Here is a 26,596-nt window from a genome sequence, read left to right on the forward strand (position 1 = left end):
GGGATATGTTGAATACATAAAATAAAATTAAAAAATGGCAACTAAAATCAGATTGCAAAGACACGGTAAAAAAGGACGTCCTTTTTACCACGTAGTCGTAGCGGATTCTCGCGCTCCACGTGACGGTAAATTCATCGAACGTATTGGTTCTTACAACCCAAACACAAATCCAGCAACTATCGTTTTGGATTTTGAAAAAGCTTTGGATTGGATGAATAAAGGTGCTCAACCAACTGACACTGCTCGCGCTATCCTTTCTTACAAAGGTGTTCTTTACAAAAAACACTTGCAAGGTGGTGTGAAAAAAGGTGCTTTTGATGAAGCTGCTGCTGAAGCTAAATTTACAGCTTGGACTGACGCTCAAGAAGCTAGAATCTCTGGTAAAAAAGATGGTTTAGCTCAAACTAAAGCTGAAGCTAAAAAAGCTGCTTTAGTGGCTGAAGCTAAGAAAAAAGAAGAAAAAGCTGCTGCTGTAGCTGCTAAAAATGCTCCTGTAGCGGAAGAAACTGCTGCTGAAGAGACTGAAGCTCCTGCATCAGAAGAAACTGAAGGTTAATTCTTTCATAAAGTATTCGAGAAAGCCGACTCAATCTTGAGCCGGCTTTTTTTGAAACAGCCAATAGGCTAATGGTTTGCCAAATCATGTCTCACAGCTAATCGCTAAATACGAAATATATGACTATTGATCAAAGCTTTTACATCGGTTACATCAGTAAAACAAGAGGTCTTAAAGGAGAAGTACAACTATTTTTTGAATTCGAGGAATATGAGAGTTTGAATATCGATGTTGTCTTTGTGGAAGTGAACAAAAAACTTGTTCCTTATTTTGTTGATACCATTAAATTTCAAAAAAATAGTACAGCCTATGTGACATTTGAGGATGTGGATCATATCGATAAGGCTCAAGTACTTGTACGTAAAAAGCTATATCTTTCCAATGATAAGATGCCCGAGCGTGATCCAGACGATTTTAGATATACTGATTTAATCGGTTTTTTAGTGATTGATGAAAACCATGGTGAACTGGGGCAAATAACAGACGTCCAGGAATTTCCACAACAGTTTGTCGCTTCGGTAAATATGGACGGTAAAGAACTGATGTTCCCGCTGTCCGACGATTTGATCTTAGGAATCGATGGCGAAGAGGAGATCATTGAAGTTGAATTGCCAGAAGGCTTAGTGGATCTTTATAAAGAATAAGCATATCCCCAAGCTTATTCAAATGAATAGCGGTATACGAACTATTGTAGTAATTTCTTATCTTGGTCTGTATATTATTACTGGCCATAATTATTGATTGATTTTGAAACCGTTATTACTACTGCTATTTATATTCTCGTTGTCTTCTTGTGCTTTCTTTGGGAAGAAAAAGGACTTTCCTGAAGGCAATTACCAAATGATACTGGGCTATTCAAATGAGGAGTATCATAAAGTAAAAAGAGAATCACCCCAAAATGTGGAGGCAGATGCCTATGGTAATGATCCTATGCTATACCGGTCCTTTCTCTCACTCCAGGATAAAGATAAGTTTGTGATGGCGATCGATGATATCTTACTCTTCGGCAAGTATAGATTCAACGGCGATCGATTAGAATTGAATGATGAGAAAAAGGGTAGCCTCGCCTTAGATATTGTTAAGGTAAAAGGCGATTTTGTTCAGCTGAGAGGTGATTTTTCACAGTTTAGCTCAGCGCATGTACCCACTAGCGAAAGACTTTATATCAACTTTGCGCTAGATAAAACTCCTATCCGGGAGACCCCGAGCAAATTTGATAGCCAGGTGAATCTATGGCGAAATGCCCCTGTAAAATCAGAAAGTGAAAAGGAGATAAAGACCCGGACACTGAATTTTGTAGATTATTCTATCGCTTATTTCCAGCACATATCAAGTTCTGGCACACATCACGATTATCGATTGGATGGTGTTGAATCACCAATTATTTATGCTGAGAATGGCATTGTGCTAAAGAAGTGGGAAGATGTTCCTGAATCCTGGAAGGAATTGTTTTACAATGAACAAAATGCATTAGTTGCCTATCAATATTTATTTGATGGTTTTAAATATGGATCGAAAGAAGAGTACCATGTTACCGGACTCTTACTGATCACATTTTATCTCAAAAATTTACGAAATTCCCTGGCAACGAATCTTTAGCCGATCCTGTAGTGACTTAGGCAATCTCTTCGCTGTCAATGATCCTCGGTCGTTAATTTTATCTGTTTTTTTAAGTCTTTTACTTTTGTTGGAGCGTAAATTTCTATTATTGCCTGGGAATAAACCTGAAGCCGTATTTATTGCAGGCTTTTTGCGCCTATTTTTGCCTTTTCGAAAAAATATTTTTGTCTTTTGATTTTTTAAAACGATATTAGCAACGCTTATAGAGAAAGGCCGAGGGACTAGACCCGTTGAAGCCTTAGCAACCTGTCTTGTTCAAGGTGCTAAATTCTACCCTACTCCATGTGGGAAAGATAAGTTACATGTAGATAAACGATCCCTCGACTTGTGCGTTTCGATGTAAGCCAACCAAACTAAAAACAGTTTTTTAATGAAGATTATCGATCATATCCAGAATGCCAAAGGAAAAACATTGTTTTCTTTTGAGCTATTGCCACCGGCGAAAGGGCAGGGCATCCAAAGTATTTTTAAAACCATGGATGAACTGATGGAGTTTAAACCTCCTTTTATCGACGTAACCTACCATCGGGAAGATTATATCTATAAAGAGCATGCGAGTGGATTACTGGAACGCGTTTCCTATCGTAAACGTCCTGGGACAGTGGCGATATGTGCTGCAATCATGAATAAATATAAAGTAGATGCGGTGCCCCATTTGATATGTGGTGGTTTTACAAAAGAGGAAACTGAAAATGCATTGATCGATTTGAACTTCCTGGGGATAGATAACGTGTTGGTATTGAGGGGAGATGCACGTAAGGGCGACGCCGATTTTATACCGACCGATGGTGGACATGCTTTTGCAACAGACCTACTTGAACAGGTAACGGATATGAATAAAGGAAAGTATCTGCATGAAGACATTATCACATCGGAAAAGACTGATTTTTGCATCGGAGTAGCGGGCTATCCCGAAAAGCATTTTGAATCGCCAAATTTCAATACTGATTTTAAATATCTGAAACAAAAAGTCGATATGGGAGCAGAGTTTATTGTGACTCAGATGTTCTTTAATGTTGAAAAATACAAGGAGTTTGTAACAAAATGTAGGGACAATGGAATCCATGTGCCTATTATTCCGGGATTAAAACCACTGACAACGAAAAAACAGTTGGTTACACTACCAAGGATATTCCATTTAGATATTCCAGAGGAACTGAGTGATGCTGTTTCAGCATGTAAAACGAATGCCGACGTCAGACAAGTAGGTGAAGAGTGGTTGGTGCAACAATGTCAGGAGCTGATTAAATTTGGCGCTCCGGTTTTACATTTCTATACGATGAGTAATCCTGGTCCAACAAAGAAGATTGTTGAAAAACTAGCCTAACTCATAAAAGTAATACGAAAAGGGAGCCGATAAGCTTCCTTTTTTTTATCCTAGCATTCGTTGTGAAAGCCTAAAATATGTTCAGAATTTCGATTGTGTGGTTTAGTCGATCGCTATTTTCAGTGTTTAATAGCCTGTTTATAGTCAGATACTTGTGTTAAATAGTGTTAATTAACTTATTAGAATCAGGATAACTTTTTAACTTAAAGTGCTAAAAAGGATTTTAACAATAGACCAAATTGACCTTATGACGTACACTAGATTAAATTCTCTACTCGGCTTTGCTTGCGGACTAATTGCTACATGTGTCTATATCGCCACCGTTGAAAAGACGGTAAGCTGGTGGGATTGTGGTGAATTTATTGCCTGTGCCTACAAGCTGGAAGTGGCACACCAGCCGGGAGCACCATTATTTCTTCTTATTCAGAATATATTTTCCAACCTGGCTTTGGGTAATGCAGGTAAAATCGCCTATTGGATGAATATTGGATCCGCAATCTGCAGTGGGCTTACTGTTACATTTTTATTCTGGACGATAACAGCAATAGCCAAAAAGATACTCAACAGGCAAGAGAACGTTCAATTATCGAATTATTTCCAAATTTTTGCTGCGGGTTTAGTTGGTGCAATGGCTTTCTGTTTTAGTGATTCATTCTGGTATTCGGCGGTTGAATCTGAGGTATATGCGATGTCTTCATTGTGTACAGCAATTGTTTTTTGGGCAATTTTAAAGTGGGAAGTCCGTGCAGATGAAGCAGGTAGCGATCGTTGGCTGGTTTTTATTGCTTTTGTTATGGGCCTTTCGATCGGAGTGCACTTATTAAATCTGTTGGCAATTCCGGCTATAGCGATGGTTGTCTATTTCAGGAGAGCAGGACAGATCAGTGCGAAAGGTACAATAAAAGCTTTCTTGTTAGGAATGTTGATCTTGGGAGCCGTATTGTGGGGAATTATTCAATGGTTGGTCGGTTTAGCAGCGAAAGTGGACCTTTTATTTGTAAACTCACTAGGTTTGGGTTTTGGCTCAGGCATCTTGTTTTTGTGTTTGCTGTTGGGGAGCTTTCTCATTTATGGCCTATATTATTCTTATAAAAAGCGGCAATACACACTGCATACCGGGTTGCTGGTCTTTTGTTTTATTCTATTTGGGTATAGTTCCTATACCATGGTTTTGATCCGTGGAAAAGCGAATCCCTCGTTAAACAATAATGCGCCGGACAATGTGTTTTCTTTTTTGGGTTATCTGGGCCGGGAGCAATATGCCCGCGAACCTTTATTCAAAGGACCCAACTATGATTCACAAGTCGTTGGTGTAGAGCGTAAAACCGCTTATCGCAAAGATGAGTCTGGTTATATTCCTTTTAATCAGGTAGATAAGTATACGTTTGATAAGGAAACTTTCTTTCCCCGCATATATAGTCAAGATGGAGCCCATCAGGCTTATTATAGGAGTTACCTCAATTTGAAGGAGGGGCAGCAACCACAGTTCTCGGATAATTTTAAGTTCTTTTTTAATTTTCAATTGGGCGATATGTATACCCGATATTTCTTGTGGAATTTTGTCGGTAGACAGAATGACAGGCAAGGGTATGGAACCTATAGTGACGGCAACTGGTTGTCGGGGATTAAACCATTGGATAATTGGCGTTTGGGAGGGCAAGATAAAATATCCAAATCGCAGGAGCATGACCCGAGCCGGAATACCTATTTTTTCCTTCCATTGCTACTGGGAATAGCCGGTGCAATCTGGTTGTATCGAAACAATAAACCTTATACCGTGGTCTTGACCTTACTGTTTGTGTTTACGGGCATAGCGATCGTTGTTTATCTCAACCAAACTCCTATGCAACCTCGGGAACGAGATTATGCTTACGTAGGATCTTTTTATGCGTTTGCGATCTGGATCGGACTGGGCGCAATAGCATTTGTTCGGTTTCTCAATCGTTTTGTACAAACACGGTATGCGTTGGCCACAGGTATTTCTTTCGCTTTATTGGGCGGTCCCATTATTTTGGCCCATCAAAATTGGGATGATCATAATCGTTCTGAAAAGTCGCTGGCAAGGGATATGGCACGTAATTATTTAGAATCCTGCGCTCCAAATGCTATTCTATTTACCTATGGAGATCATGATACATTTCCTGTATGGTATTTGCAAGAAGTGGAAGGAGTACGTCCGGATGTTCGGGTTGTGGTATTAAGTTATCTGACTGGCGATTGGTATATGCAGCAGGCCAAGCAGCCGACGTATCAAGCGGCAGGTCTTCCCGTGACGATCCCAGCTGAAAAGACGAAAAAAGGCGTTCGTGATTATATCCCTTTTGTGGATAGACAGCTTGACAATGCGGTGGATATACAGCAATTATTACAGTTTGTCACATCGGATGATCCGGAGTATAAAGTTCAGCTGAATTCAGGTGATATGGAAAACTATTTTCCTTCCAAGAAGGTCCAATTGCGCGTTGATAAAGAGGAGGTGGTTAAGAAAAATGCGGTTCCGGCTTATTTTCAGGGTGCTATTGTTTCTGCAATGGAATGGGAAATTCCGAATGATCATCTGACCAGGGCGGATTTAACCCTGTTATCGGTGCTTGAAAATAACCATTGGGACAGACCGATATATTTTTCGAACATGCTGCCAAGTGACATTAAACTGGGCCTGGATAAATACCTGGTCAATGAGGGCTTTACTTCCCGATTGATGCCTGTCGCTGCTACAGATCAGTCGACAGGAAAACGAAATGTGCAGGCCGGGTTAGTTAACATGGAAGCATTATATAACAATATTATGCATACGTATCAGTGGGGCAATGTTAAAAATGCACAGTATTTAGATACCGATTCGTTTCGCTTTACAAGTATGTACGCCCGTGATATATTTGGAAAAGCCGCCCGGATGCTCTTGGCCAATGGTCAGGTCAAACAAGCTGGGGAAGTAGCAAAAAAAGCATACGATCAATTACCCGATCGTGTATATGCGATGTCGGATGCCATCAATTATGCCGATATTATCGACAGTCTATATCGTTCGGGACAACCTCAGTTAGCCAACAGGATGATGGACCGAAACCTTGATTATGTGACTGAAAATATGGAGTATCTACATCAGTTGGTGACGGATAAGAAAAACCTGAGCTTCGAGTGGAATGATATTCAGACCGGTTTGGATTCTGTAGACCGGTACAAGGCTATTTTATTGGAAGCAAAAGATACCAAGCGATTGGCACGTGTTGAGCGCTTGAGACAGCAATATCAAAATTGGTACGGAGTAGAATAATGCTGTTGACAGACTGAACCAAATTTACGCGGTCTGCCTAAACCGCAAATTGACTGCTGTGCTTGAGGTAAAAAAAAACCAGATGAGGCCTCTTCTAAAATATTGGAAGAGGCCTCGATACATATAGGATAGGGAATGAGCCAAATGATTAGAATTTCATGCCGACTCCAAAGCCGAGCAGGAAGGGATTGATGTCAACTTTTGCCGGTATGGATAAGTTGGGAGCGAGGTTTGATGCATCAACATTGACATCTGTTTTTAAAAGAATATACTTCGCATCCAAATTCACGAAATATTTTTCAGATAGCTTAAAATCAATTCCCAGCTGAGTCGCAAAACCGAAAGCATTATCGTATTTTACATTTTTTACCGTTTGTCCCGCGTTGGCGCTATAGAATATGGTATAATTTATTCCCGCACCTACATAAGGTTTAATGGCACCATCGGGGAAGAAATGATACTGAGCTGTCAGTGTGGGTGGAAGGAGCCATACACTGCCAAGATCGACATTGCTGGATGAACTACCACCAATGGCAGTTAAATTTGAACCTGTTGTATTGACTTTATGTTTTGTAGTCCCAAGGATCAATTCCGCCGCAATGTTTTTTGTGAAGAAATAGGTGAAGTCCAGTTCGGGGATAAATTTCGTATTGATGTCGACGTCTCCGCCTATGGTATTAATATTGGCCGATTCGTTTGGCATGACTGTCACACCTCTGAGTCTCATTTGCCAGCGTTGATTAGGGATTGTTTGTGCCTGTAAACTTAGTGCACCTAGGGTGAGTGTTAGTGCAATTAAAAGTAGCTTTTTCATATCATTAAGGGTATTTGTTTGCTGTAAAACTATTGCTAAAATCACGGCAAAAGAGTGACGATAATCAGGTTGAAAAATGAATGATACGATGTTTTTCTTATTGCAGATGATGTACCTTTATAAATTACTGCTGTAAAAAAAGAGAAGTACGGGAAAGCATAAATCTTCTCTTGTAGTTTTTCAGTTCGAAGAAAGTAAACGGGCAGGCAGTTTTCAAGAAGTTATCTGGATTGAGAACGGGCTAACCTGATAAAAGGTGGTCATTTTCGAGTAGCAATGGGGCCTTTGCGAAGCTATATGCGATGAGCGCTGATGTTTCAAGAGGTTGATTGAAGTGTAGTTTAGCCAGATTAATGGGGATATAAATCCGGCATGTTGGAGAATTTAGGGGATAAGAATACACGATAAAAAGAAGAGGTTGGAATCACTTCCAACCTCTTCTTTTTATGGGTTACGGTTTTACGCGTTTTTCTTTACTTCCTTACCCCAAGAGTCTTTTAATGTAACCGTACGGTTAAAGACTAAATGAGCTGGAGTTGAATGTGTATCTAAGGTAAAATACCCTAATCGTATAAACTGATATCCTTTCCCCGGGGTTGCATTTGCAAGATCCGGTTCAATGTAAGCACGTTCAATAATATGTAGGCTTTCAGGATTGATCGATGCTTTAAAATCTTCGGCAGCAGCAGGATTTTCCTCATTGAACAATCTGTCGTACAATCTCACTTCGGCTTCTTTTGCATGTGGAACCGAGATCCAGTGGATTGTTCCTTTTACTTTTAATCCCGAAGTGTCTTCTCCTGATTTTGAGTTTGGAACATACGTACAATGAACTTCCGTTACATGGCCATTTTCATCTTTCACAAAATCATGACAGGTGACGATGTAAGCATGTTTTAAACGTACAGAAAGTCCAGGGCCTAAACGGAAGAATTTTTTTGGTGCATCTTCCATAAAATCATCGCGCTCTATCCAGAGCTCCTTTGAAAATGGAATGGAGCGTGAACCTTCACCACCTTCGACTTCTGGATTGTTCTCGCCAACAAGATCCTCTACCTGACCATCAGGATAGTTTGTGATCACCAATTTGATCGGATCAAGAACAGCCATTCTGCGCCATGCCGTTTTGTTGAGATCCTCACGGATACAAAATTCCAAAAGACTGACATCGATCATGTTTTCACGTTTTTGAACACCGATTTTTTCACAGAAGTTGCGGATACTCGCAGGTGTATACCCTCTTCTGCGCAATCCTGAGATCGTAGGCATACGCGGGTCGTCCCAGCTTTCAACAAACTTCTCATTGACCAACTGCAGCAATTTACGTTTACTCATGACGGTATAAGTCATATTCAAACGTGCAAATTCGTATTGTTTGGAAGGGAAAATCTCCAATTTATCAATACACCAATCATAAAGTGGACGGTGTGGAATAAATTCCAGCGTACAGATCGAATGTGTAATTTTCTCAATGGAATCTGATTGTCCATGCGCAAAATCATACATTGGGTAGATACACCATTGATTCCCTGTTCTGTGGTGATGTGCATGTTTGATGCGGTATAACAAAGGGTCACGCAAATGCATATTCGGGCTAGCTAAATCAATCTTTGCGCGTAGCACTTTTTCACCATCTTGGTATTTACCGGCACGCATAGCCGCGAATAAGGTTAGATTTTCCTCAATAGACCTATCGCGATAGGGCGTTGGAACACCCGGTTCTGTTGGGGTACCTTTTGCTGCTGCAATTTCTTCAGCAGTGCTGTCGTCGACATACGCTAGACCTTTTTTAATTAGATCAACGGCATAACTATATAGTGTCTCGAAATAATCTGAAGTATATAATTCCGCTGCCCACTGGAATCCAAGCCATTGAATATCTTTCTTGATACTTTCAACATACTCAGTGTCCTCAGTGACAGGGTTAGTGTCATCAAAACGTAGATTAGTCTTGCCATTATACTGCTGTGCTAATCCAAAATTCAAGCAGATGGATTTGGCGTGACCAATGTGGAGGTAACCATTTGGCTCAGGAGGAAAACGTGTCAATACACGTCCGCCATGCTTCCCTGTACGAAGATCCTCTTCGACAATTTCCTCGATAAAATTTAATGATTTTTCTTCACTCATAATACAAAGTTAATTATTCGCCGTGAAATATTAGCTAGGCGATCGTAGATATTCGGCTTAGCGTGAGTGGTTGAATAGGCCAGCTGTATCTGTTGGAATGGAGAGACTTAATAACGCTGGGATATGAAACAAAAAAGGGACGAAATTTCGTCCCTTTTTACCGATTTTTATTACTACTCTATTTATAAGCGAAGACTTCACCTAGCTCATCATTATTGGTAAAGGTACAGTGTTGATCGATCAATTCTCCCGTGCCGATATTGATAATCATTCCATGTACTGCAAGATCATTACGCTCTTTCCATGCGTTTTGGATAATCGACGTCGCACAAAGATTGAAAACCTGTTCTTGTACGTTGAGCTCGATTAAACGATCTACTTTTTTATCATGTTCCTGGATCGCATCGATCTCTTCGCTGTGTAAACGATAAACATCCTTGATATGGCCCAACCAGTTGTCGATAATACCATACTGCTTGCGGCTTAAAGAAGCCGCAACACCACCGCAGCCATAGTGACCAGCGATAATCACATGTTTTACTTTCAGCACATTCACGGCATAGTCTAATACGGAAAGCATACTCATATCCGAGTGAATGACCATGTTGGCAATATTACGGTGAACGAAAACTTCCCCCGGCTTTGTACCTGTCAATTCATTTGCGGGTACACGGCTATCTGCACAACCGATCCAAAGAATTTCCGGATTTTGACCTTTAGCAAGTTGTTGGAAGCGTCCCGAAGCGTCATTCTTTACGAATTCCATCCACTCTTTATTTCCCTTTATGATATTGTCAAATCCTATTTTTAAATCTTTATTTTCCATATTCTTCTTATTTCACTCTTGCCCAAAGGCATTGTTTCTATTTTATTGTAATAATACAAATGTCTAAATTCATTGTTTACTTCAAACAACTTATTTTTTATTGAAAATCTGTTCTTGATGTTCAATCATCCTTCCTCTTGTTTCAACCAAGGATTGCTGGTAGAACGATGGAAGGTAATGGCTGACGCGATACGTGGAAAACCTTTCCCTTATGGGGAGGGTTTTTTATAGACAACCTGCAAAAGCTCGATGTCTTTTCCCTTACTTCTCGCATTCTGCTCAAAATCTTTTATGACTTCGATGACATCCTTGTCTATAAATTTACTGAATGTTCCATCGATGCGGATCTTACTGATAGATTTTGGTAAGCTGTATAATTTCTGTTGGATCGGAACCTTGTTCAAAAAGGATACTTCCTCCGCTAATGTAATGACAGCCTTATCTTCTTCATTGTCTTTTTCAATATTATATTTGAAAGCATTTTTCATATTTGCTCTCAAAATATAGAATGTCGCCACGACAATACCTATTCCTACACCCATAAGGAGATCAGTAAACACGATCGCTACAATGGTGACAAAAAATGGGATAAATTGATCCAAGCCTTTTTTGTACATCGAGGTGAATAGACTTGGTTTAGCCAATTTATATCCTGTATGGAGAAGGATAGCCGCTAAACAGGCCAAAGGAATCATATTCAGCATTGTTGGGATAGCGAGCATAGCGACCAATAGCCACATACCATGCATGATAGCAGACTGTCTCGTTTTTCCACCTGCATTGACGTTTGCTGATGAGCGTACGATAACGGATGTTAAGGGTAGACCGCCTAGAAGTCCGCTGGTCATGTTACCAATTCCTTGTGCAACGAGTTCACGGTTGGTTGGCGTATTTCTTTTGTAAGGGTCTATTTTATCAACCGCCTCGATACTCAATAAGGTTTCTAGACTTGCAATAATTGCAATCGTAAATGCAGCTATCCACACGTCTTTGTTGACAATCTGTGTGAAGTCCGGTAGGGTAAATAATCCGGTGAATTCAGCAAAAGAACCTACAATAGGGACCAAAACAAATTGTTTATCATGCAATTGGAGCGCTGATCCGTTGAAAAAATAAGCTAAGCTTACACCCAGAATCACGACAACCAATGGGGCCGGAACCTTATTAAGCTTTGGAATAGATGGCCAGAAGATGAGGATTGCCAATGATAGTGCACAGATGATCAATGCACCGAAGTTGATCGCAGAGGCGATCGTATCAAAATAGGCGCCAATACCATGTCCATTGTCCATTTCGAAGGCATGTGTTTCGACTAAACCCAATGCCAAAGGAATCTGTTTCATGATAATTGTGATGCCGATCGCGGCAAGCATACCTACAATGACCGCTGAAGGGAAATAATTGCCGATCATCCCGGCTTTTAATATACCAAGAATGACCTGCACTACACCTGCGATCACGACGGCAAGTAGAAAGGTTTCATATGCGCCTAGGCTCTGAATAGCACCTAAGACAATTACTGTTAGGCCAGCAGCTGGCCCACTTACACTGAGTGGTGATTTACTGATTGAAGCGACAACGATTCCACCAATTACACCAGTCAATAATCCTGCAAACAATGGCGCACCAGAGGCCATTGCAATTCCCAAACATAATGGAAGTGCCACCAAAAACACCACAACACTAGCAGGGAAGTCATATTTTAAGTCTCTTTTCGATAGTTTCAGAAAAGCCGACGTACGAGTTCCAAACATAAAATTTGTGTTTATCTATAAATAAAGTTTTCATCAGGTAACCTTTAGTGAGCTATAGCTTTGTATCGTTATATCCTATGACCTTCAAGAGCATTGACAAAGTGTCTTGCTGAGAAAGCTCAACGATAAGATTCAACCGAACTAAAGCAGATCGATTACTTCAGAAAAATCAAGGATACCGCACATGCTTTATCTTTTGCATGCGGGTCGATGGAAGTACATCCCCAAGGGATGCCCTTATTAACAGTTAGGAGGCGGTGTTGGAACCGTAGGATGGAAAGCTAAAATGCTTTTCTCATTTTTAAGATAATTCTTCTGTTTTCCTTGGTTCTCAACGATTATAGTTTCAAATACAATAGGTTCTTCTGTTTTTGTATTGAAAAATTTTGAGGCGGTCTCAAGTGTATCGTTACTTGCACCGTTATTGTTTTCGATTTCCAGTTGTAAAACGACCTGTAAGATGGTGCTTTGATCTAAGCTGTTGGAAAAAATAGGCGAAATAGAGATGGCCATCTTTGTGAAAAAGATGATAGCACAAAAGAATGCTGCCACAAATCTAAACCGCTTATTTAACATTTTTTATTACCTTTAATCTTACTGTTTTACATCGTAAAAATAGCAATTCTATGTTAAATTCAAATTAATAGTGCACTAAAAATAAAATTTGGCACGAAATTGTGACGAAGAGATTATTTTTTGAAAAGTTTTCAATTTTTTTTGATTTATAAATATTAAGCCTTTCGTATGGCAAATAAAGAACAATTTATTGAGAAGGTCCAGGCCTCCTATAATCCCAAGGGAGCATTTATCTATCTGGGGGCGGGAATGCTCAATGGTGAAATTTTGGCAGAGGCAAAAGTGAATTTAGCCTTGAAAATGATGAACCGCCACGGACTTATTGCCGGGGCTACCGGAACCGGTAAAACGCGGACGCTACAATTGATTGCCGAACAGTTGTCGGATGCCTCTGTACCTGTATTTATGCTGGATGTCAAGGGCGATTTATCAGGCTTAGCAGAACCAGGTGTCACCAATCAAGCCCTTATTGATCGGGGAAACGCCGTGGGCGTGCCGTTTGAGCCGTCGTCATTTCCCGTTGAACTGTATTCACTTTCTGGCAATAAGGGGATTCCTATGCGGATTACCGTAGAAGATTTCGGACCGGTCTTGCTGGGCCGGATCCTGGAGCTCAATGAAACACAAACAGGGGTATTGGCCGCAATGTTTAAATATGCGCAAGATCATCAAATGCCATTGATCGATTTTTCAGATACCAAAAAACTACTAAGCTACCTTTCAGAAGGACCTGGTAGCGAAGAAATCAAAAGCGATTATGGTAAGATTAGTTCCGCAAGCTCGGGAACTATTCTGCGTAAAATCGTCGCTTTGGAGCAGCAAGGTTTGGCTCATATCTTTGGCGAGAAAGAGTTTGATATCAACGATTTGTTTCAAAAAGTGGATGGGAAAGGCGTGATTAGCCTGTTGAATATTTCCGATGTGCAAGATCAGCCCATACTGTATTCTACATTCTTATTGAGTTTATTGGCACAATTGTTTAAAAATATGCCCGAAGTGGGCGACCTGGATAAACCGAAGCTGGTCTTTTTCTTTGATGAAGCCCATCTGCTGTTCAACGGAGCTCCTAAAGCCTTTTTGACACAGGTGGATCAGATTATTCGTCTTATCCGTTCGAAGGGGATAGGTGTTTTCTTTTGTACACAGTCTCCAACCGATGTGCCGGAGTCTGTATTGGCGCAATTGGGAAATCGGGTGCAGCATGCATTGCGTGCCTTTACACCCAACGATGCTGAAAACTTAAAGAAGACAGTTAAAACCTATCCAAAATCTGATTTTTATGAAATTGATCAGGTTTTGACCGCTTTGGGGACGGGACAGGCATTGATTACCGTATTGAATGACAAAGGTATTCCGACAGAGGTTGTTGCTACGCATTTGGTGCCGGCACGTGCCGTTATGGGGCCTGCAGCTGATGCAACAATCAGCCAGATTATCAATCAGTCTGATTTGAAAGCTAAGTACCAGGAGCGACAGGAAAATCGTTCTGCGGCTGAAATCATAGATGAAAGAATGCAGGCTGCGGAGCAGGAGCAACAACGTGAGGCGCAGGAAAAAGAAGCAGAGAAGGCAAGTCGGCCTTCTTCCCGGAGACAGACGCCTTTGGAGGCTGCACAACGAACTGCGACAACGACTCTCGCACGGGAAGGAGTTAAGTTTTTGGGCAAACTAGCGACGGGATTATTAAACGCATTCTTAAAAAAGAAATAATACTAATTTTTTGATTCTTTTCGTTTCAATACTATACCTTTGAAGGTGGAGCTGAACTTAGCTAAATTTGCTTTTAAGGGCAAATTTAGCTAAGTTTGCGGACGAAAAGAAAATTCTATTAACGCAATTTAAATATGAGTAAACCAACCCTTTTGATTTTGGCAGCAGGTATGGCTAGCCGGTATGGTTCTTTAAAACAAGTAGACGGTTTTGGCCCACACGGCGAGACAATTATTGACTATTCAATTTACGATGCCATTCGCGCAGGATTCGGAAAAGTTGTGTTCATTATCCGGGAAGAATTTCTGGAAAAGATGAAATCGGTATTTGATGAAAAATTGAAAGGTAAAATAGAAGTAGATTACGCTTTTCAAGATTTTGACCTAACGAAATTCGGTGTTAACCACGTTATTGAAAGAACTAAACCTTGGGGTACTGCCCATGCGGTGATGAGCGCTAAGGATAAAGTGCATGAACCTTTTTGTGTAATCAATGCAGACGATTTCTATGGCTCGGATTCTTTTCAAAAAATGGCCCAATTCTTAACAACCGAAGTTTCTGATGAGCAAATGTCATTGATGGGCTTCCAGGTTGGAAATACCATGTCTGATTATGGTTATGTTTCACGCGGAGTATGTGAGGTTACCCCTTCTGGACACATGGAAAGTGTAACTGAACGTACAAATATATATTACAAAGGTGAAGGTGACGATCGCAAAATCGTTTATGAAGAAAATGGTGTTGAAACAGACCTAGATCCAAAAACCCGCGTTTCGATGAATTTTTGGGGTTTTACACCAAAGATTTTCGAAGTGGCCCAGGCGATGTTTCCTGCATTTGTTGAGGAAAATAAGGAGAATTTAAAAGCAGAATTTTTTATTCCTTCTGTACCGGATTATATGGTGAAACATAAGTTGGCTGATTTTAAAGTGATCCCAACTTCTTCGAAATGGTTTGGCGTAACTTATAAAGAAGATAAACCTATCGTACAAGAATCGATTTCGAAATTAGTAGCTGATGGAATATATCCTGAAAAGTTATTTTAAGAGCTAAAAGAAATAGCTTATCTTTCACCTGTATTGTCAAGCAATACAGGTTTTTTTTTGACCTGTGCGCTAGATTAATTGAGCAGAAATAGATCTTAGATGAAAAAAATTCTTAAGGTGTTTGGTTATATTATTTTAGGATTGTTGTCTTTTTGTGTGCTCTATATTGTTGCTGAATACAGCCTGTCAAGAATTTCGGCTCCAAAGAAGAATATAGACGAAGAGAAGACGATTCAGGTTTTTGTTCAGTCCAATGGTATTCATACCGATATTGTATTGCCTGTCGTTAACGAAGAGATAGATTGGTCGCAACTATTTCCTTATGGGAATACAGTTGGGAAACATAGCGGATATCGGTATGTGGGTATCGGTTGGGGTGATAAAGGATTCTATTTGGATACACCAGAATGGAAGGATTTAAAAGCATCGACGGCCTTTGTTGCTGCCTTTGGATTGGGGGAGTCTGCCATTCATGTGACCTATTACAATACGGTTCAGCAGGATGAGTTATGTTTTGCTTATCAGATCAGTAGATCCCAATACCGGGATCTGATAAAATATATAGAAGATTCGTTGGATCGAAATCAAGCGGAAACTATTTTGGTGAAAACAGATGCACAGTATGGTGACTCAGACGCTTTTTATGAAGCAAAGGGAGCCTATAGCATGTTTTATTCTTGCAATACCTGGACAAATAATGCCTTAAAGAAGGCGGCTATGCCAGCAGGTATATGGGCGACATTGGACAAAGGGATATTAAGTCACTATAAGAATAAGAAGTAGCTAGAAATCCATCAGCAGGATCGCGCTGAATGTGAAGTGAGATCGTGAAAATGATAGACATAAAAAAAGCTCCAGGATTAATCCCGGAGCTTTTTTTATGAGGAGGAGTGATTACTTCACTTCTTCGTAATCTACGTCAGTTACATCATCACCACCTTGGTTTCCACCTTGAGCTTGACCTGCATCACCTTGAGGTTGATTATTCAGACCTTTAGGTAATCCATTGCAGACGCTTGAATCATAAAATCGAATATTGATCCACAAGAGCATTTCATATAACAAAATCAACATGTTCATGAAAAAAAGGTGTACAGAAACGATAAAGAAATGATGTTTGTGAAAAAATATTATGCAACAACAACCAACAAATGAATTACAGCACTATCTCGAACTTGAAATACTAACAGTTTCCAACTTCAATACCAAGGTGATCCGAGCTACAGGAAAAGATAACCCTTCTGATGATGAATCTATTCCAACCTTCGCAACATCGACATTGTTCTAATCAAATTCCAAAAAATTATCCATTCTTATAATGGTCATGAATTGCATATTAATCGAAGATGAGCCACTGGCTATAAGGCAGATTTCTCAATATGTTAATAACAATTCCGGACTTAAGCTTGAATGTGTCATAACAGATATGGATGAATTCTATACATCCATATCTGATTTTCAGCCTCGGATTTTATTCCTTGACTACTGCATTCCCGGAGCATCAAATATCCCAAAGGTTTTGGTGCTGATTCCAAAGAACACCATAATTGTAATAACCTCGGTACTTCCACTTATTGTCTTTCCAAAAATTGAGGACCATCTTTTAAAGTTCAAATATGTAGAACTTAACAAGCCTTTTTCAGCAGAAACATTTAATAATTGTATTAATAGAATTATTGACGGTCTATAATCTCAAACAAAAATATTCATGAAATTATTTCACTGTGGTTTTTTTTTACTGCGCGCTCCTTCCTTACCACTCAATTCACTTCAAGAAATCAATAAATCCAGATCAGATCAGGAATTAAAGACTGCCTTCCGTTCATTATTCCATCAGAACCCGGAGATTCTAAACGCCATAATTGTATCCTCCCAACATTTTGGAAGAAACATTCAATCCTGGCTAATAGGCAGCTCAGTACTTGAGGAGAAACATCTTTCTACTCTCTACAAATATATTTCCAGAATGGCCACAAGAGCAACTCCTTTTGGCATATCTGCCGGTACTGCGATAGGAACCGTCTCAAAGGAAACAACTCATTTGGAGATAGAGTCCACCACTAAGATACATTCACGGTTAGGAGCCTCTTTCCTTGCGAAAAAATTCAGCGGAAGTGCATTGACTGACAGCTTAAACAAACTGCTGATCCACAGAAATTCCACTCTATTTTACCATGAAGGGCACTTCAGATATGCACAGAAGTCGGCGTCTGAGGACGCAGCGATAAATAGAGTAAAAATAAAAGTAAATCCTCTTTTGAAATTAGTGTATAAAAAGGTCAGTCAAGGAAGTACATATCAAGGACTAGCCAATTACCTTGTAAAAAATGGATTAAACCAAATAGCAGCACAACATTATATCAACCAGTTAATTTATTCGGAATTTCTAATATCAGACATTGAGCCTTCTCTTTCCGGAAACAGGTATAGAAAACTCCTGTCAAATTTGCCCTTGCCTTCCCCGCTAAGCAAATTAGCCGCTAACGTATCATACAGAATTGATCACAATGCCGCTGAGATGCTTCTACACTGGGAGAACCTTTCTCAGGAAACCGAAGAAAACTTGCTACCGGAACTGGAAATAAACAGACAGTTCATTCCGGTAAAAGTGAATATTGATCGAAACTTAATGGGTATAATAGCTAAGGAATTATCAGAACTCATTCCTTTCGCCGAACCAATTGAGGTGCCAGAGATTGAATTCTTCAAAAAGCAATTCATCGCAAAATATGATTTGCAGGAAGTCCCTTTACTTGAGGTTATGGATTCAGATATTTCCATTGGATACGGGGACAAAACAGAACAATATAGAGCCGCGAATCCTCTATTAAAATCGCTGACACTGCTCACGGTGCCACTCCCAAAGAGATCAATCCGAAGTCAAATAAACAAAGGGTTAATAGCCAATAAAAGGAGCATTGAGCTAGACACCTCAGAAATTAAGCTTTCTGAAAACACAGAGATCCATAACCCTGCTACATCATTCGCTTTTGGCACCCTGCATCCAAATTCTGGAAACGCGGAGGATTTCTCATTTCAGCTGAAATCCTGGGGAGGGGCATCAAGCATAACAATGATGGCACGCTTTGCTGAAATCGACCCCGTCCTGAAAGAAAAATTACAGGAGTGTGCAGTACAGGACCAGCAGGCTTACGAAGATTTCATTGTTGCGGAAATAGCACATACTCCCCATGAAAAGGATTCCAATATCCTGTGCCGTCCAGATTTTTACCCTTATGAAATACCTTTATTAGGAAACTCCTCAAAAACTAAGGAATTCCAGATTCCACTTCAGGATATCGTGATTTCGGTAAAAAATAATAAAATCTATCTGCGCTCATTAAGACTCGGTAAATACATTATACCGAGAATTTCCTCAGCCCATAACTATAAAAGAGGCAATCCTATTTATAGATTCTTTGGTGATCTCCAATTTCAATATGCCCCTAATTCATTTCGATGGAATTGGAAAGAACTTGAAAAAAACGCATTTCTACCACGTATTACCTACAAACACCTTGTTCTTTCAAGAGCCCGTTGGTACATAGAGAAGCAGATTATCAAAAAACCGGATCATGATCTGATCAATGTTCTAATCGAAAATTATAAGCTCGATCATATTGTACTTATCGCAGAGGGAGATAACGAACTATACATTGATCTCCGGACTACCCTGGGGCAGCGTATACTGTGTGGAAAGCTAAGAAAGGGAGCTGTTATCCTTTATGAATTCTTCGCGCCAGGGGAACCTATCCTGAGAAACAACAAAAAACAGAGCTTCTTAAATGAACTGGTCATTCCTTTCAGGTCAAAGATTGAAAGTATCGATGTGCCTGCCCCGCAAACGGTAGTTCCACAGCATTCACCTACACGTACTTTTCCTCCGGGAAGCAGATGGTCCTATATGAAACTGTACTGCATCTCTTCGGTTATGGATGAAATCCTCCTCACAAGCATAGACCACATAGCGGATCAATTGCAGAAGAAAGGAATCGTTGATAAATGGTTCTTTGTTAGATTCAACGACCCTGCTCCACATCTTAGAATAAGGTTCCATCATCCGAAATCGTTCCGCAACGCATTTCAGGCAACGACGGAAATCTTCCAGACCCAGCTCAATCCTTTAATCGAAACCAATAAAATACTGAGTATTCAATATGATACTTATGAAAGGGAGCTGGAGCGATATGGATTGGAAACGATCGAAATAGCCGAGTCAATTTTTGCTTTAAACAGTACGATGGTTTTGAGATTACTCGGTTCAGAAGGTAATAGCGGGACTCATTTCCAATGGCTAGCTGCCATTAAAGGAATTGATTCCTTATTCAATTCTTTTAATGTCGATATCAAGGACCGGATCCTGTTCAGTAGCCGCTGGGCAGAAAATCTAAAATTGGAATTATCTGTATCAAAAAATGATGTCAGGCAGATCAACAACTTCTATAGAACACATAAAGAAATTCTTCAATCTTTCCTTCACTTAGATGCAGATGATAAAGAGACAACTGAAATAATTTTTAGCCAACATGAATCCGCTGTTCGAAAAGTATTAAAGCCCCTTAAAAAAAAACAAATGGACTTTCTGCGCTCTGCAATAGGAAGTATTGTTCACATGTTTCTCAACAGGTTGTTCAGCACAGATCACCGTGCCAATGAAATGGTAATATACAGCTATACTGCCCAATATTATAAATCGGTATCAGGGCACTCCACTTCTAAAATGATTTAAGGTTTAATTTCAAGTTTAAATAACGTGACCCCGGCATACCTGTATCTACGATTTCAAATCTATCCTTATAATAGAGGTTCAACCGCTTTCTAGCATGATACAGATTCATTTCCTCATCCATATAGTACTCCGTCTCCCTTCCCTTAGAGAATTCATTTAAATTTCTCCTGTAAATGTCCAGTATCAAATGATCATTTACTATATCGATGCTGATATCGACATCAGCATTTCCGGAATCTCGATCACCTTTTTTAAGCACATCATTTATGATTGGAATGATAAGAAGAGGACGGATGATATAGGGCTCGTCCATTCTGAGGATCTCCCATGTAATGTGTATCCGTTTGTCAAAAAAATTTTTCATCAATAACAGATAATCCTCTACCGCTTCAATTTCACGGGACACTTCGATATATTCATTCTTCGAATCATAAAGTGTATAGCCCATCAAATTTGACAAATGGATAATCAGATCTTTTCCTTTATTGATATCCACATCCAACAGGTAATAAATATGATTTAACGTATTAAAAAGTAAAGGTGGATTGATTTCTGACTTTAAAACGTTGACTTCCCATTCCGTTTCTTCCCTCTCCAGCTTGGCTTTATTGATATTCTCGGAAACGATCATCCTGAAAAAACGAGGGCTGACAGACAATAGGAAAAGTACCAAAATCTCATAGGCAAATGAGCGCCATTCCATCAACACTCTCCAAAATCCCATTCCAACAAAGTCATTTAAATATTGTTCGAACCGATAAGAGTAAGATTCATCGTGTATCCTTAAAGTATAACATAAAAAATAGGTTATAAATGCCCAGGTCACGAAAATCGCGGCAATCCAGAACACAATAACAGCACATAGCCTAAGGCTCATCATGTTCTTTCTAAATAGTTTCTCAGGCCAAAAATAAAAACTGAGCATAGCGATCAGAAGATCCTTTGCACTGAAAAGAAGGAAGATTTTAAAATCACTTACCAATCTATGATAGTGAAGAGAGTAAAATGTAAAAATAAAACCCCAAAATACAACCTGAAAAACAACCTGGTTTTTTGTGAAGATGAATTTTTTCATGCAGTTCTTTGATTTCGATCAGTTCCCGGTCGTAATTAATGGAATCTTCATATTGACACAAAATAAATTGCCCTTTTTATCTATATCCAGATCGTAACGACCGGAGTGGTATAACTCTAACCTCCGTTTCACATTCATTACTCCGATACCCCCATATTTTGTCCGGCTTTTACTTTCCCCTGCTTTACCTAGGTCACAAAATTTGTTTTCAACATTCATATATAAATATCCATCAACAACCTTAACCTTGACAGATACAAAATTGTTGGTTGGATTCTTATCCGGGCCGTGCTTAAATGCATTTTCTATGAATGAGATCATTAAAAGCGGTATGACGGAATATCTTTCTGCCAGTCTGGAAATTTCTGATATGACCTTTACTTTGTTGCCATACCTAAGCCGCATCAGGGATAGGAAATCTATTATGAAATCCAGTTCTTTGTCAAGATCAATGGTCTCATTTTTGGACTCATATACATTATAACGCATCAATGTACTTAACCTAAAAACCATTTCCTTTCCCTTTTCCGCATCAAAATCCAGAAGAAGATAGATATTATTCAACGTATTGAATAGAAAGTGTGGATTTATCTGGGATTGCAGAAAATTCAGTTCCAACTCCAGATTTTGGCTTTCGCGCCTATAATTGGTAATTTTTTCATCCACCGCAAACTTCATCCATCGCGGTCCCAATGCCAGTATAAAAATACTCATAAAGTCCGGACCAAAACGCAAAAAATCAATAATCATCCTAAGGGGCCCCTTTGCAAGTACATAATTAAGGAAAACGTCAAAATGCGCATTATAATCGGTAGCAATGGATCGAAATAAATAACTCACCGCATAAGTCAACAATATCCAGAAGACATAGAATGTCAGAAACCAGGCCGCAAGAAGAAAAAACGTCCTGGCTAATGAATAATTAGCACTGATACCCTTATCTGGCCACAAAAAGAAACAGATCAAAAATATACAAACATCTTTGGCAACAAATAGATACATGTATGGAGTATCTCCAATCGCGTCGTTATAGGCCAATAGGAAAATAAAAGAAACGACGATCAAAAGGATTGCATTAAAAAACTTGATTCCGGCAAAACCCTCAAACCAGTCCCTGATAACCTTTCCCTTCATATTTTTGGAATTATCGTAAATTCATTTTTTTAAAGACTTCCTCCCTATATGTAGATCCTAAAGGAATATCTTTGATACTGCCTTTCATTACTATTTTGTCGGGTCCGACGGCCCGAACCAATTTAATGTTTATGATATAGGATTTATGGACCCGCAGAAATATATCACTGGGCAGAAACTCAATGATTTTCTTAAGTGAGTTTATGGTCAAATACTCCTTCTCAACCGTATTTATTTTTATATATTCTCTATCACCCTCGATGAACTGAATAAGCTCATACGGAATAAGATAGTTCATATATTTATCGCGTAAATTATAACAGCCTGTCTGTTGTTTCACAGATTCCTGATCTTGCCTAGAAATCACATCGTTTAATCTAACCAGCGATTTCAACAATCGATCAAAGGTATAGGGCTTTCTAATAAAGTCAAAGACCTCCAGATCATAACTCTCAGCGGCATAATCAGCCATACCCGTAATAAAGATAAAATAGGGTCTCTTCACTAAACTTTTGAGGAATTCCATGCCATTTAACCCAGGCATATTTATATCAGAAATAATAAGATCAACCTCATTATCCATTAAATAGGAAAGGGCTTCAATTCCATTTTCAAAACTTGCTTTTAAATTGCAGAATGGGATCTGCATAACATGTTTTTCGATTCCTTGCTTTGCCAACGGTTCATCCTCAATCAAAATACAATTTATCATACAATTTTTTCAATATAGCGTTCTTTATTACTGCTGTTTTTCATGGACAGAACTAGATCCGCAGACCGATTTAGCAATTGTAATAAATATTAGAGCCGACAAGATATTAAAATTCCTTAACATACAAGATAATTCATCGTTTAAGTGACACAATCGGATAAAATTAACTACTGATCAACTTCATTAATCTTCCAGCCACGGGGATGGTATGCTGTTAAAAAATGGTGCCGAACATCTGAAAATAGTCAATCGAAGTAAAGGAATGGCTAAAACAACCAGTTATGGGACTTCTATCAGTGACTACCACTATCGGTCAGGCCCTCATTCCTTAATAACGCCGATATTTTAGATATGGCCACGATATCCGACAGTTCATCCAATGAATGGTGACAGGTCCACGGATTGATATCATTACTGAAGGAAGATTCAAGGATCATCCGTATAAGGTTTCCCCAATATATTACCCACAGGAATTAATGGATCACGAAGCTGTATTCGTGGTATCAAATGATGCTGTTCGTAAAAATAAATTGATTTTTCCGGATGAATGCCTCAAAATTGTACTACGAAAATATCACGGGGAACAAGTCCTAGATGAAAAATGGAAAAGGTTTCAAGACGATATTTGGTCTAACAATTATATTAAAAACAATGCTTAAAGTTTGTATAATTTTTCTGGGTGTCGGGATATCACAAATAGCTATCGCACAAGAACTATCCATTCAAGGGAGGGTTCTTGATATGAAGAATATTCCAATACAGTATGCTTCGGTAAAATTATATGGCGCACAGGATGTCCTTACTTACATGGGAGCTACCGATAGTTTGGGGATATTCAAAATAAATGGAAAGTCTGGGAAATATAAACTCAGGATCGAACAATTTGGAACCATGTTATCTGACAAAGTCATTGAATTGAATCAAGATTCAGTTCTTGGAGACATATATATCGATAATACTAAGCAACTAGAGACCGTTGTCATTGAAAAAAAACTTCCATTGTTGGAACGTAAGGTCGATCGTTTGGTATTCAATGTCGATAGGTCTGCGGCTGCGTCCGGTGGAAGTGCACTGGAGGCCCTTTCGATCACACCGCTTGTCAAGGTAGATGAGGGGGGTGGGATAGGAATAGTTGGCAAGGGCAGTGTCTCGGTCATGGTCAATGAGCGGATAGTTCACATGTCAGGGACGGAATTGAGCAATTATCTGAGGTCGTTAAGATCCGATGATATCGCAAGGATTGAAGTACTTACAGTTCCCCCTGCAAAATATGAGGTACAGGGAAATAGCGGTATGATCAACATCCAATTAAAAAGAAGTACGAAATCGGGATTCGACGGATATGTAAGTTCACGGGCATTACAGAATTCCTATCTGGGTATCGCGGAGTTCTTGGGGTTGAATTACAGCAATGAGAATTTGGTAACCACCTTTAAGGCCAGCTATTTCAATGACAGAAACAGGGCTGCGGAGAATTTTCAAAATCTGGGGCATTACAGCTCGTTCGGCCATACCAGGAGGAAGGACAGTTACAAGGGGTTGGGACTAAATTTTGGTGTAGACTATAAATTGGGCAAAAACAGTAAGATCGGACTCATTTATAACCTGGGCATGGATAATGACCAAAAGGCAATTACTGAGCATAACCGGTATGAATCCGATGAAGTGATGACCAATTCAATGGACACGGAGTCACAGCATGGAAGGAAAACGCCATCACATACCTTGAATCTCTACTACGACCTGAACCTGGGAAAACAGGGTGATAAATTGAGCTTTTCTACGAACTATTACGCGAGGAGCCCTCGGAATAAAGTGAATCTGTACACCGTCGACAGCATAACTGATTCCGTATCAGATGTCTATAATGACTCGGAGGTAAGGTACAGGATATGGTCGACTCAAGGCGACCTTGTATTGCCCCGAAGCTTTGCAAAACTTGAAATGGGATTGAAATATACAAGGTTCAAGAATAATTCCTCGGTTGGCTACTTCAACCGGATCGGAAGTGAACTTGTCATTGATGCGTCCCGTTCGAACCTTTTCGACTATTCCGAAGTGAATTATGCCACATATGTAAGCGCCTCAAGAAATTTGGGAGATCTATGGTCCTTGCAGCTTGGTCTGCGTTACGAGTATTCCCGGGTTGACGGATTATCCATTTCCACGGGAAATAGAAACGTGTCCAACTATGGGAAATTGTTCCCCAATGCCTTCATCAACTATAAGCCAAGTGCTGATCATTCCTTTACCTTATCATACTCAGAGCGAATAGACCGACCTGGGTTCAGGGAATTGGACCCATTCAGATGGTATTCGACTCCCAATAACTACAGTACGGGAAATCCTCAGCTGAGGCCTTCCTACAGTCATAATTTTGAGTTGTCATACTTGTTGAAGGGACGGTTTTCCAGCAGTCTTTATTATCAACTTACCTTGGATGGTTACAAACAGGTCTCAAGATTGAACAAAATAGATCAGGTCAGTATCTATGAGAATTTCTTTGATCGCAATACATATGGGTTAAACCTTACTTATGCAGATAAACTGTTGCCGTGGTGGGAAAGTAATAACGCCGTTGATCTTTCCTATTCCACCTCAAGGGTTCATTTAGCTGAAATGTTGGCGCAATCCGGTGCAGGTGCCAGTTTTTCGACTTCCAATACGATGTCGTTGAACAAGGATAAGACATATTTCATTTTGACGAATTACTGGATGAATCTGCCATCAAAGCGTGGTAATTCAATTTCGCGAAGCAGGGGAGCATTCCAGATTGGAGTCAAATCATTCCTTTTTGAAAAGAAATTGACGGCATCCCTCGTGGCGAATGATGTATTCAAACAGTTAAAGGGAAAAGGAGATAACTATTTCCAGGATAATCTACAGAGTTTCAATAATTATTATGATGCGCGGAACGTGACGCTGAGCCTCGTCTATAAATTTGGAAAGAAAACCAATAAGAATAAAGTCAAGAATGTTGATTTCAAGGAAGTCAGTAGAGCTGATTGAACCATCTTGAAATCCAACCAAGATATAGTTTGCAAACTTGTACCAAGAACACCCAACGTACTTAAACTTTGGTGATAATTAATAATTTTTAAATCTAATTACAATGAAGAATTTAGAGAGCCTTAATGAGTTCGAAGTAATGAACGAACAAGAAATCAAAACAATCAAAGGTGGTTTAGTTGCTGGATCAACAGTAGAGTCAGATTCTAGCGATGACGATCATGCAACAACAAACCCTGATGACGATTTGGAACCAGTAGGTTAATGAACCGATAACCTTGGGATATAGCCGTAGCAAGCT

Annotated in this window: 23 protein-coding genes and 1 riboswitch; of the genes, 13 read left to right on the forward strand and 10 right to left on the reverse strand. The window is 39.6% G+C overall.

Annotated elements, in window-relative coordinates:
* The first annotated feature begins 34 nt into the window (after window positions 1-34).
* The 5 genes from OK025_RS09570 to OK025_RS09590 all read left to right on the forward strand — a co-directional run bounded on the left by OK025_RS09570 (window position 35) and on the right by OK025_RS09590 (window position 6,780).
* Complete coding sequence (locus OK025_RS09570) at window positions 35-556, forward strand: 30S ribosomal protein S16 (protein ID WP_070570321.1); 522 nt, start codon at window positions 35-37, stop codon at window positions 554-556.
* 119 nt (window positions 557-675) lie between these two features.
* Window positions 676-1,200: a ribosome maturation factor RimM gene (gene rimM, locus OK025_RS09575; RefSeq protein ID WP_075994448.1), complete on the forward strand. Its 525-nt coding sequence runs from the start codon at window positions 676-678 to the stop codon at window positions 1,198-1,200.
* Between the two features lie 103 nt (window positions 1,201-1,303).
* A complete protein-coding gene (locus OK025_RS09580) occupies window positions 1,304-2,155 on the forward strand; it encodes a hypothetical protein (RefSeq protein ID WP_317669275.1) in 852 nt (283 codons plus the stop codon).
* A 218-nt stretch (window positions 2,156-2,373) separates the two neighbouring features.
* Window positions 2,374-2,476: riboswitch (SAM riboswitch) on the forward strand.
* 70 nt (window positions 2,477-2,546) lie between these two features.
* Window positions 2,547-3,503 carry a methylenetetrahydrofolate reductase [NAD(P)H] gene (gene metF, locus OK025_RS09585; RefSeq protein ID WP_088163184.1) on the forward strand — a complete coding sequence of 319 codons (957 nt, stop codon included), beginning with the start codon at window positions 2,547-2,549 and terminating at the stop codon, window positions 3,501-3,503.
* 247 nt (window positions 3,504-3,750) lie between these two features.
* Window positions 3,751-6,780, forward strand: a complete 3,030-nt coding sequence (locus OK025_RS09590) for a DUF2723 domain-containing protein (protein WP_317669276.1) — start codon at window positions 3,751-3,753, stop codon at window positions 6,778-6,780.
* 148 nt (window positions 6,781-6,928) lie between these two features.
* On the opposite strand, the gene OK025_RS09595 is transcribed toward OK025_RS09590, so the two are convergent.
* The 5 genes from OK025_RS09595 to OK025_RS09615 form a co-directional block, all read right to left on the reverse strand.
* Window positions 6,929-7,594, reverse strand: coding sequence for an OmpW/AlkL family protein (locus tag OK025_RS09595; protein ID WP_317669277.1), 666 nt, complete (start codon window positions 7,592-7,594; stop codon window positions 6,929-6,931).
* A 459-nt stretch (window positions 7,595-8,053) separates the two neighbouring features.
* Window positions 8,054-9,724 carry a glutamine--tRNA ligase/YqeY domain fusion protein gene (locus OK025_RS09600; protein ID WP_317669278.1) on the reverse strand — a complete coding sequence of 557 codons (1,671 nt, stop codon included), beginning with the start codon at window positions 9,722-9,724 and terminating at the stop codon, window positions 8,054-8,056.
* A 178-nt stretch (window positions 9,725-9,902) separates the two neighbouring features.
* Window positions 9,903-10,550 carry a carbonic anhydrase gene (locus OK025_RS09605; RefSeq protein WP_317669279.1) on the reverse strand — a complete coding sequence of 216 codons (648 nt, stop codon included), beginning with the start codon at window positions 10,548-10,550 and terminating at the stop codon, window positions 9,903-9,905.
* Between the two features lie 209 nt (window positions 10,551-10,759).
* Window positions 10,760-12,304 (reverse strand): SulP family inorganic anion transporter, encoded by a 1,545-nt coding sequence (locus OK025_RS09610; RefSeq protein WP_317669280.1) that lies wholly within the window; start codon window positions 12,302-12,304, stop codon window positions 10,760-10,762.
* A gap of 240 nt (window positions 12,305-12,544) precedes the next feature.
* On the reverse strand, window positions 12,545-12,856 hold the full coding sequence (locus tag OK025_RS09615; RefSeq protein WP_317669281.1) for a hypothetical protein: 312 nt from the start codon (window positions 12,854-12,856) through the stop codon (window positions 12,545-12,547).
* A gap of 192 nt (window positions 12,857-13,048) precedes the next feature.
* Between OK025_RS09615 and OK025_RS09620 the strand changes: the two genes are divergently transcribed.
* From OK025_RS09620 to OK025_RS09630, 3 genes are all read left to right on the forward strand, one after another.
* Window positions 13,049-14,590, forward strand: a complete 1,542-nt coding sequence (locus tag OK025_RS09620; RefSeq protein ID WP_317669282.1) for a helicase HerA-like domain-containing protein — start codon at window positions 13,049-13,051, stop codon at window positions 14,588-14,590.
* Between the two features lie 134 nt (window positions 14,591-14,724).
* Complete coding sequence (locus OK025_RS09625; RefSeq protein WP_120335075.1) at window positions 14,725-15,636, forward strand: sugar phosphate nucleotidyltransferase; 912 nt, start codon at window positions 14,725-14,727, stop codon at window positions 15,634-15,636.
* Window positions 15,637-15,735: 99 nt separating this feature from the next.
* Window positions 15,736-16,419, forward strand: coding sequence for a TIGR02117 family protein (locus OK025_RS09630; protein WP_201667106.1), 684 nt, complete (start codon window positions 15,736-15,738; stop codon window positions 16,417-16,419).
* Window positions 16,420-16,530: 111 nt separating this feature from the next.
* Here OK025_RS09630 and OK025_RS09635 read toward each other — a convergent pair whose 3' ends face one another.
* Window positions 16,531-16,689, reverse strand: coding sequence for a hypothetical protein (locus tag OK025_RS09635; RefSeq protein WP_317669283.1), 159 nt, complete (start codon window positions 16,687-16,689; stop codon window positions 16,531-16,533).
* A gap of 79 nt (window positions 16,690-16,768) precedes the next feature.
* On the opposite strand from OK025_RS09635, the gene OK025_RS09640 reads away from it, so the two are divergent.
* Genes OK025_RS09640 through OK025_RS09650 form a run of 3 tightly spaced genes read left to right on the forward strand, consistent with a single transcriptional unit; the run spans window position 16,769 to window position 20,365 of the window.
* Entirely contained in the window at window positions 16,769-16,924 is a 156-nt protein-coding gene (locus OK025_RS09640) for a hypothetical protein (protein ID WP_317669284.1), read from the forward strand.
* Between the two features lie 36 nt (window positions 16,925-16,960).
* Window positions 16,961-17,326, forward strand: coding sequence for a hypothetical protein (locus tag OK025_RS09645; protein WP_317669285.1), 366 nt, complete (start codon window positions 16,961-16,963; stop codon window positions 17,324-17,326).
* An 18-nt stretch (window positions 17,327-17,344) separates the two neighbouring features.
* Complete coding sequence (locus tag OK025_RS09650; protein WP_317669286.1) at window positions 17,345-20,365, forward strand: lantibiotic dehydratase; 3,021 nt, start codon at window positions 17,345-17,347, stop codon at window positions 20,363-20,365.
* Here OK025_RS09650 and OK025_RS09655 read toward each other — a convergent pair.
* The 4 genes from OK025_RS09655 to OK025_RS09670 form a co-directional block, all read right to left on the reverse strand.
* Entirely contained in the window at window positions 20,352-21,440 is a 1,089-nt protein-coding gene (locus OK025_RS09655) for a histidine kinase (protein WP_317669287.1), read from the reverse strand. The two genes, OK025_RS09650 and OK025_RS09655, sit on opposite strands and share 14 nt — an antisense overlap.
* A gap of 18 nt (window positions 21,441-21,458) precedes the next feature.
* Entirely contained in the window at window positions 21,459-22,574 is a 1,116-nt protein-coding gene (locus OK025_RS09660) for a sensor histidine kinase (protein WP_317669288.1), read from the reverse strand.
* Window positions 22,575-22,584: 10 nt separating this feature from the next.
* Window positions 22,585-23,286, reverse strand: a complete 702-nt coding sequence (locus tag OK025_RS09665; protein WP_317669289.1) for a LytTR family DNA-binding domain-containing protein — start codon at window positions 23,284-23,286, stop codon at window positions 22,585-22,587.
* Between the two features lie 293 nt (window positions 23,287-23,579).
* Window positions 23,580-23,723, reverse strand: coding sequence for a hypothetical protein (locus tag OK025_RS09670; RefSeq protein ID WP_317669290.1), 144 nt, complete (start codon window positions 23,721-23,723; stop codon window positions 23,580-23,582).
* Between the two features lie 304 nt (window positions 23,724-24,027).
* On the opposite strand from OK025_RS09670, the gene OK025_RS09675 reads away from it, so the two are divergent.
* The gene (locus OK025_RS09675; protein WP_317669291.1) at window positions 24,028-26,295 is read left to right on the forward strand and encodes an outer membrane beta-barrel family protein; all 2,268 of its coding nucleotides are present in this window, start codon (window positions 24,028-24,030) and stop codon (window positions 26,293-26,295) included.
* Between the two features lie 103 nt (window positions 26,296-26,398).
* Window positions 26,399-26,560 (forward strand): ComC/BlpC family leader-containing pheromone/bacteriocin, encoded by a 162-nt coding sequence (locus OK025_RS09680; protein ID WP_317669292.1) that lies wholly within the window; start codon window positions 26,399-26,401, stop codon window positions 26,558-26,560.
* Window positions 26,561-26,596: the final 36 nt, after the last annotated feature.

This window comes from Sphingobacterium sp. UGAL515B_05 (genome assembly GCF_033097525.1).
GTDB lineage: Bacteria > Bacteroidota > Bacteroidia > Sphingobacteriales > Sphingobacteriaceae > Sphingobacterium.

Bases quoted from the DNA above. Each gene is read 5' to 3' on its own strand.
- rimM (WP_075994448.1), top strand. From the start codon at position 676: ATGACTATTGATCAAAGCTTTTACATCGGTTACATCAGTAAAACAAGA.
- OK025_RS09655 (WP_317669287.1), bottom strand. From the start codon at position 21,440: ATGAAAAAATTCATCTTCACAAAAAACCAGGTTGTTTTTCAGGTTGTA.
- OK025_RS09630 (WP_201667106.1), top strand. From the start codon at position 15,736: ATGAAAAAAATTCTTAAGGTGTTTGGTTATATTATTTTAGGATTGTTG.
- OK025_RS09640 (WP_317669284.1), top strand. From the start codon at position 16,769: ATGCAACAACAACCAACAAATGAATTACAGCACTATCTCGAACTTGAA.
- OK025_RS09610 (WP_317669280.1), bottom strand. From the start codon at position 12,304: ATGTTTGGAACTCGTACGTCGGCTTTTCTGAAACTATCGAAAAGAGAC.
- OK025_RS09570 (WP_070570321.1), top strand. From the start codon at position 35: ATGGCAACTAAAATCAGATTGCAAAGACACGGTAAAAAAGGACGTCCT.
- OK025_RS09650 (WP_317669286.1), top strand. From the start codon at position 17,345: ATGAAATTATTTCACTGTGGTTTTTTTTTACTGCGCGCTCCTTCCTTA.
- OK025_RS09595 (WP_317669277.1), bottom strand. From the start codon at position 7,594: ATGAAAAAGCTACTTTTAATTGCACTAACACTCACCCTAGGTGCACTA.
- OK025_RS09635 (WP_317669283.1), bottom strand. From the start codon at position 16,689: ATGCTCTTGTGGATCAATATTCGATTTTATGATTCAAGCGTCTGCAAT.
- OK025_RS09625 (WP_120335075.1), top strand. From the start codon at position 14,725: ATGAGTAAACCAACCCTTTTGATTTTGGCAGCAGGTATGGCTAGCCGG.
- metF (WP_088163184.1), top strand. From the start codon at position 2,547: ATGAAGATTATCGATCATATCCAGAATGCCAAAGGAAAAACATTGTTT.
- OK025_RS09680 (WP_317669292.1), top strand. From the start codon at position 26,399: ATGAAGAATTTAGAGAGCCTTAATGAGTTCGAAGTAATGAACGAACAA.
- OK025_RS09665 (WP_317669289.1), bottom strand. From the start codon at position 23,286: ATGATAAATTGTATTTTGATTGAGGATGAACCGTTGGCAAAGCAAGGA.
- OK025_RS09590 (WP_317669276.1), top strand. From the start codon at position 3,751: ATGACGTACACTAGATTAAATTCTCTACTCGGCTTTGCTTGCGGACTA.
- OK025_RS09605 (WP_317669279.1), bottom strand. From the start codon at position 10,550: ATGGAAAATAAAGATTTAAAAATAGGATTTGACAATATCATAAAGGGA.
- OK025_RS09670 (WP_317669290.1), bottom strand. From the start codon at position 23,723: ATGATCCTTGAATCTTCCTTCAGTAATGATATCAATCCGTGGACCTGT.
- OK025_RS09675 (WP_317669291.1), top strand. From the start codon at position 24,028: ATGAAGAATATTCCAATACAGTATGCTTCGGTAAAATTATATGGCGCA.
- OK025_RS09620 (WP_317669282.1), top strand. From the start codon at position 13,049: ATGGCAAATAAAGAACAATTTATTGAGAAGGTCCAGGCCTCCTATAAT.
- OK025_RS09645 (WP_317669285.1), top strand. From the start codon at position 16,961: ATGAATTGCATATTAATCGAAGATGAGCCACTGGCTATAAGGCAGATT.
- OK025_RS09660 (WP_317669288.1), bottom strand. From the start codon at position 22,574: ATGAAGGGAAAGGTTATCAGGGACTGGTTTGAGGGTTTTGCCGGAATC.
- OK025_RS09600 (WP_317669278.1), bottom strand. From the start codon at position 9,724: ATGAGTGAAGAAAAATCATTAAATTTTATCGAGGAAATTGTCGAAGAG.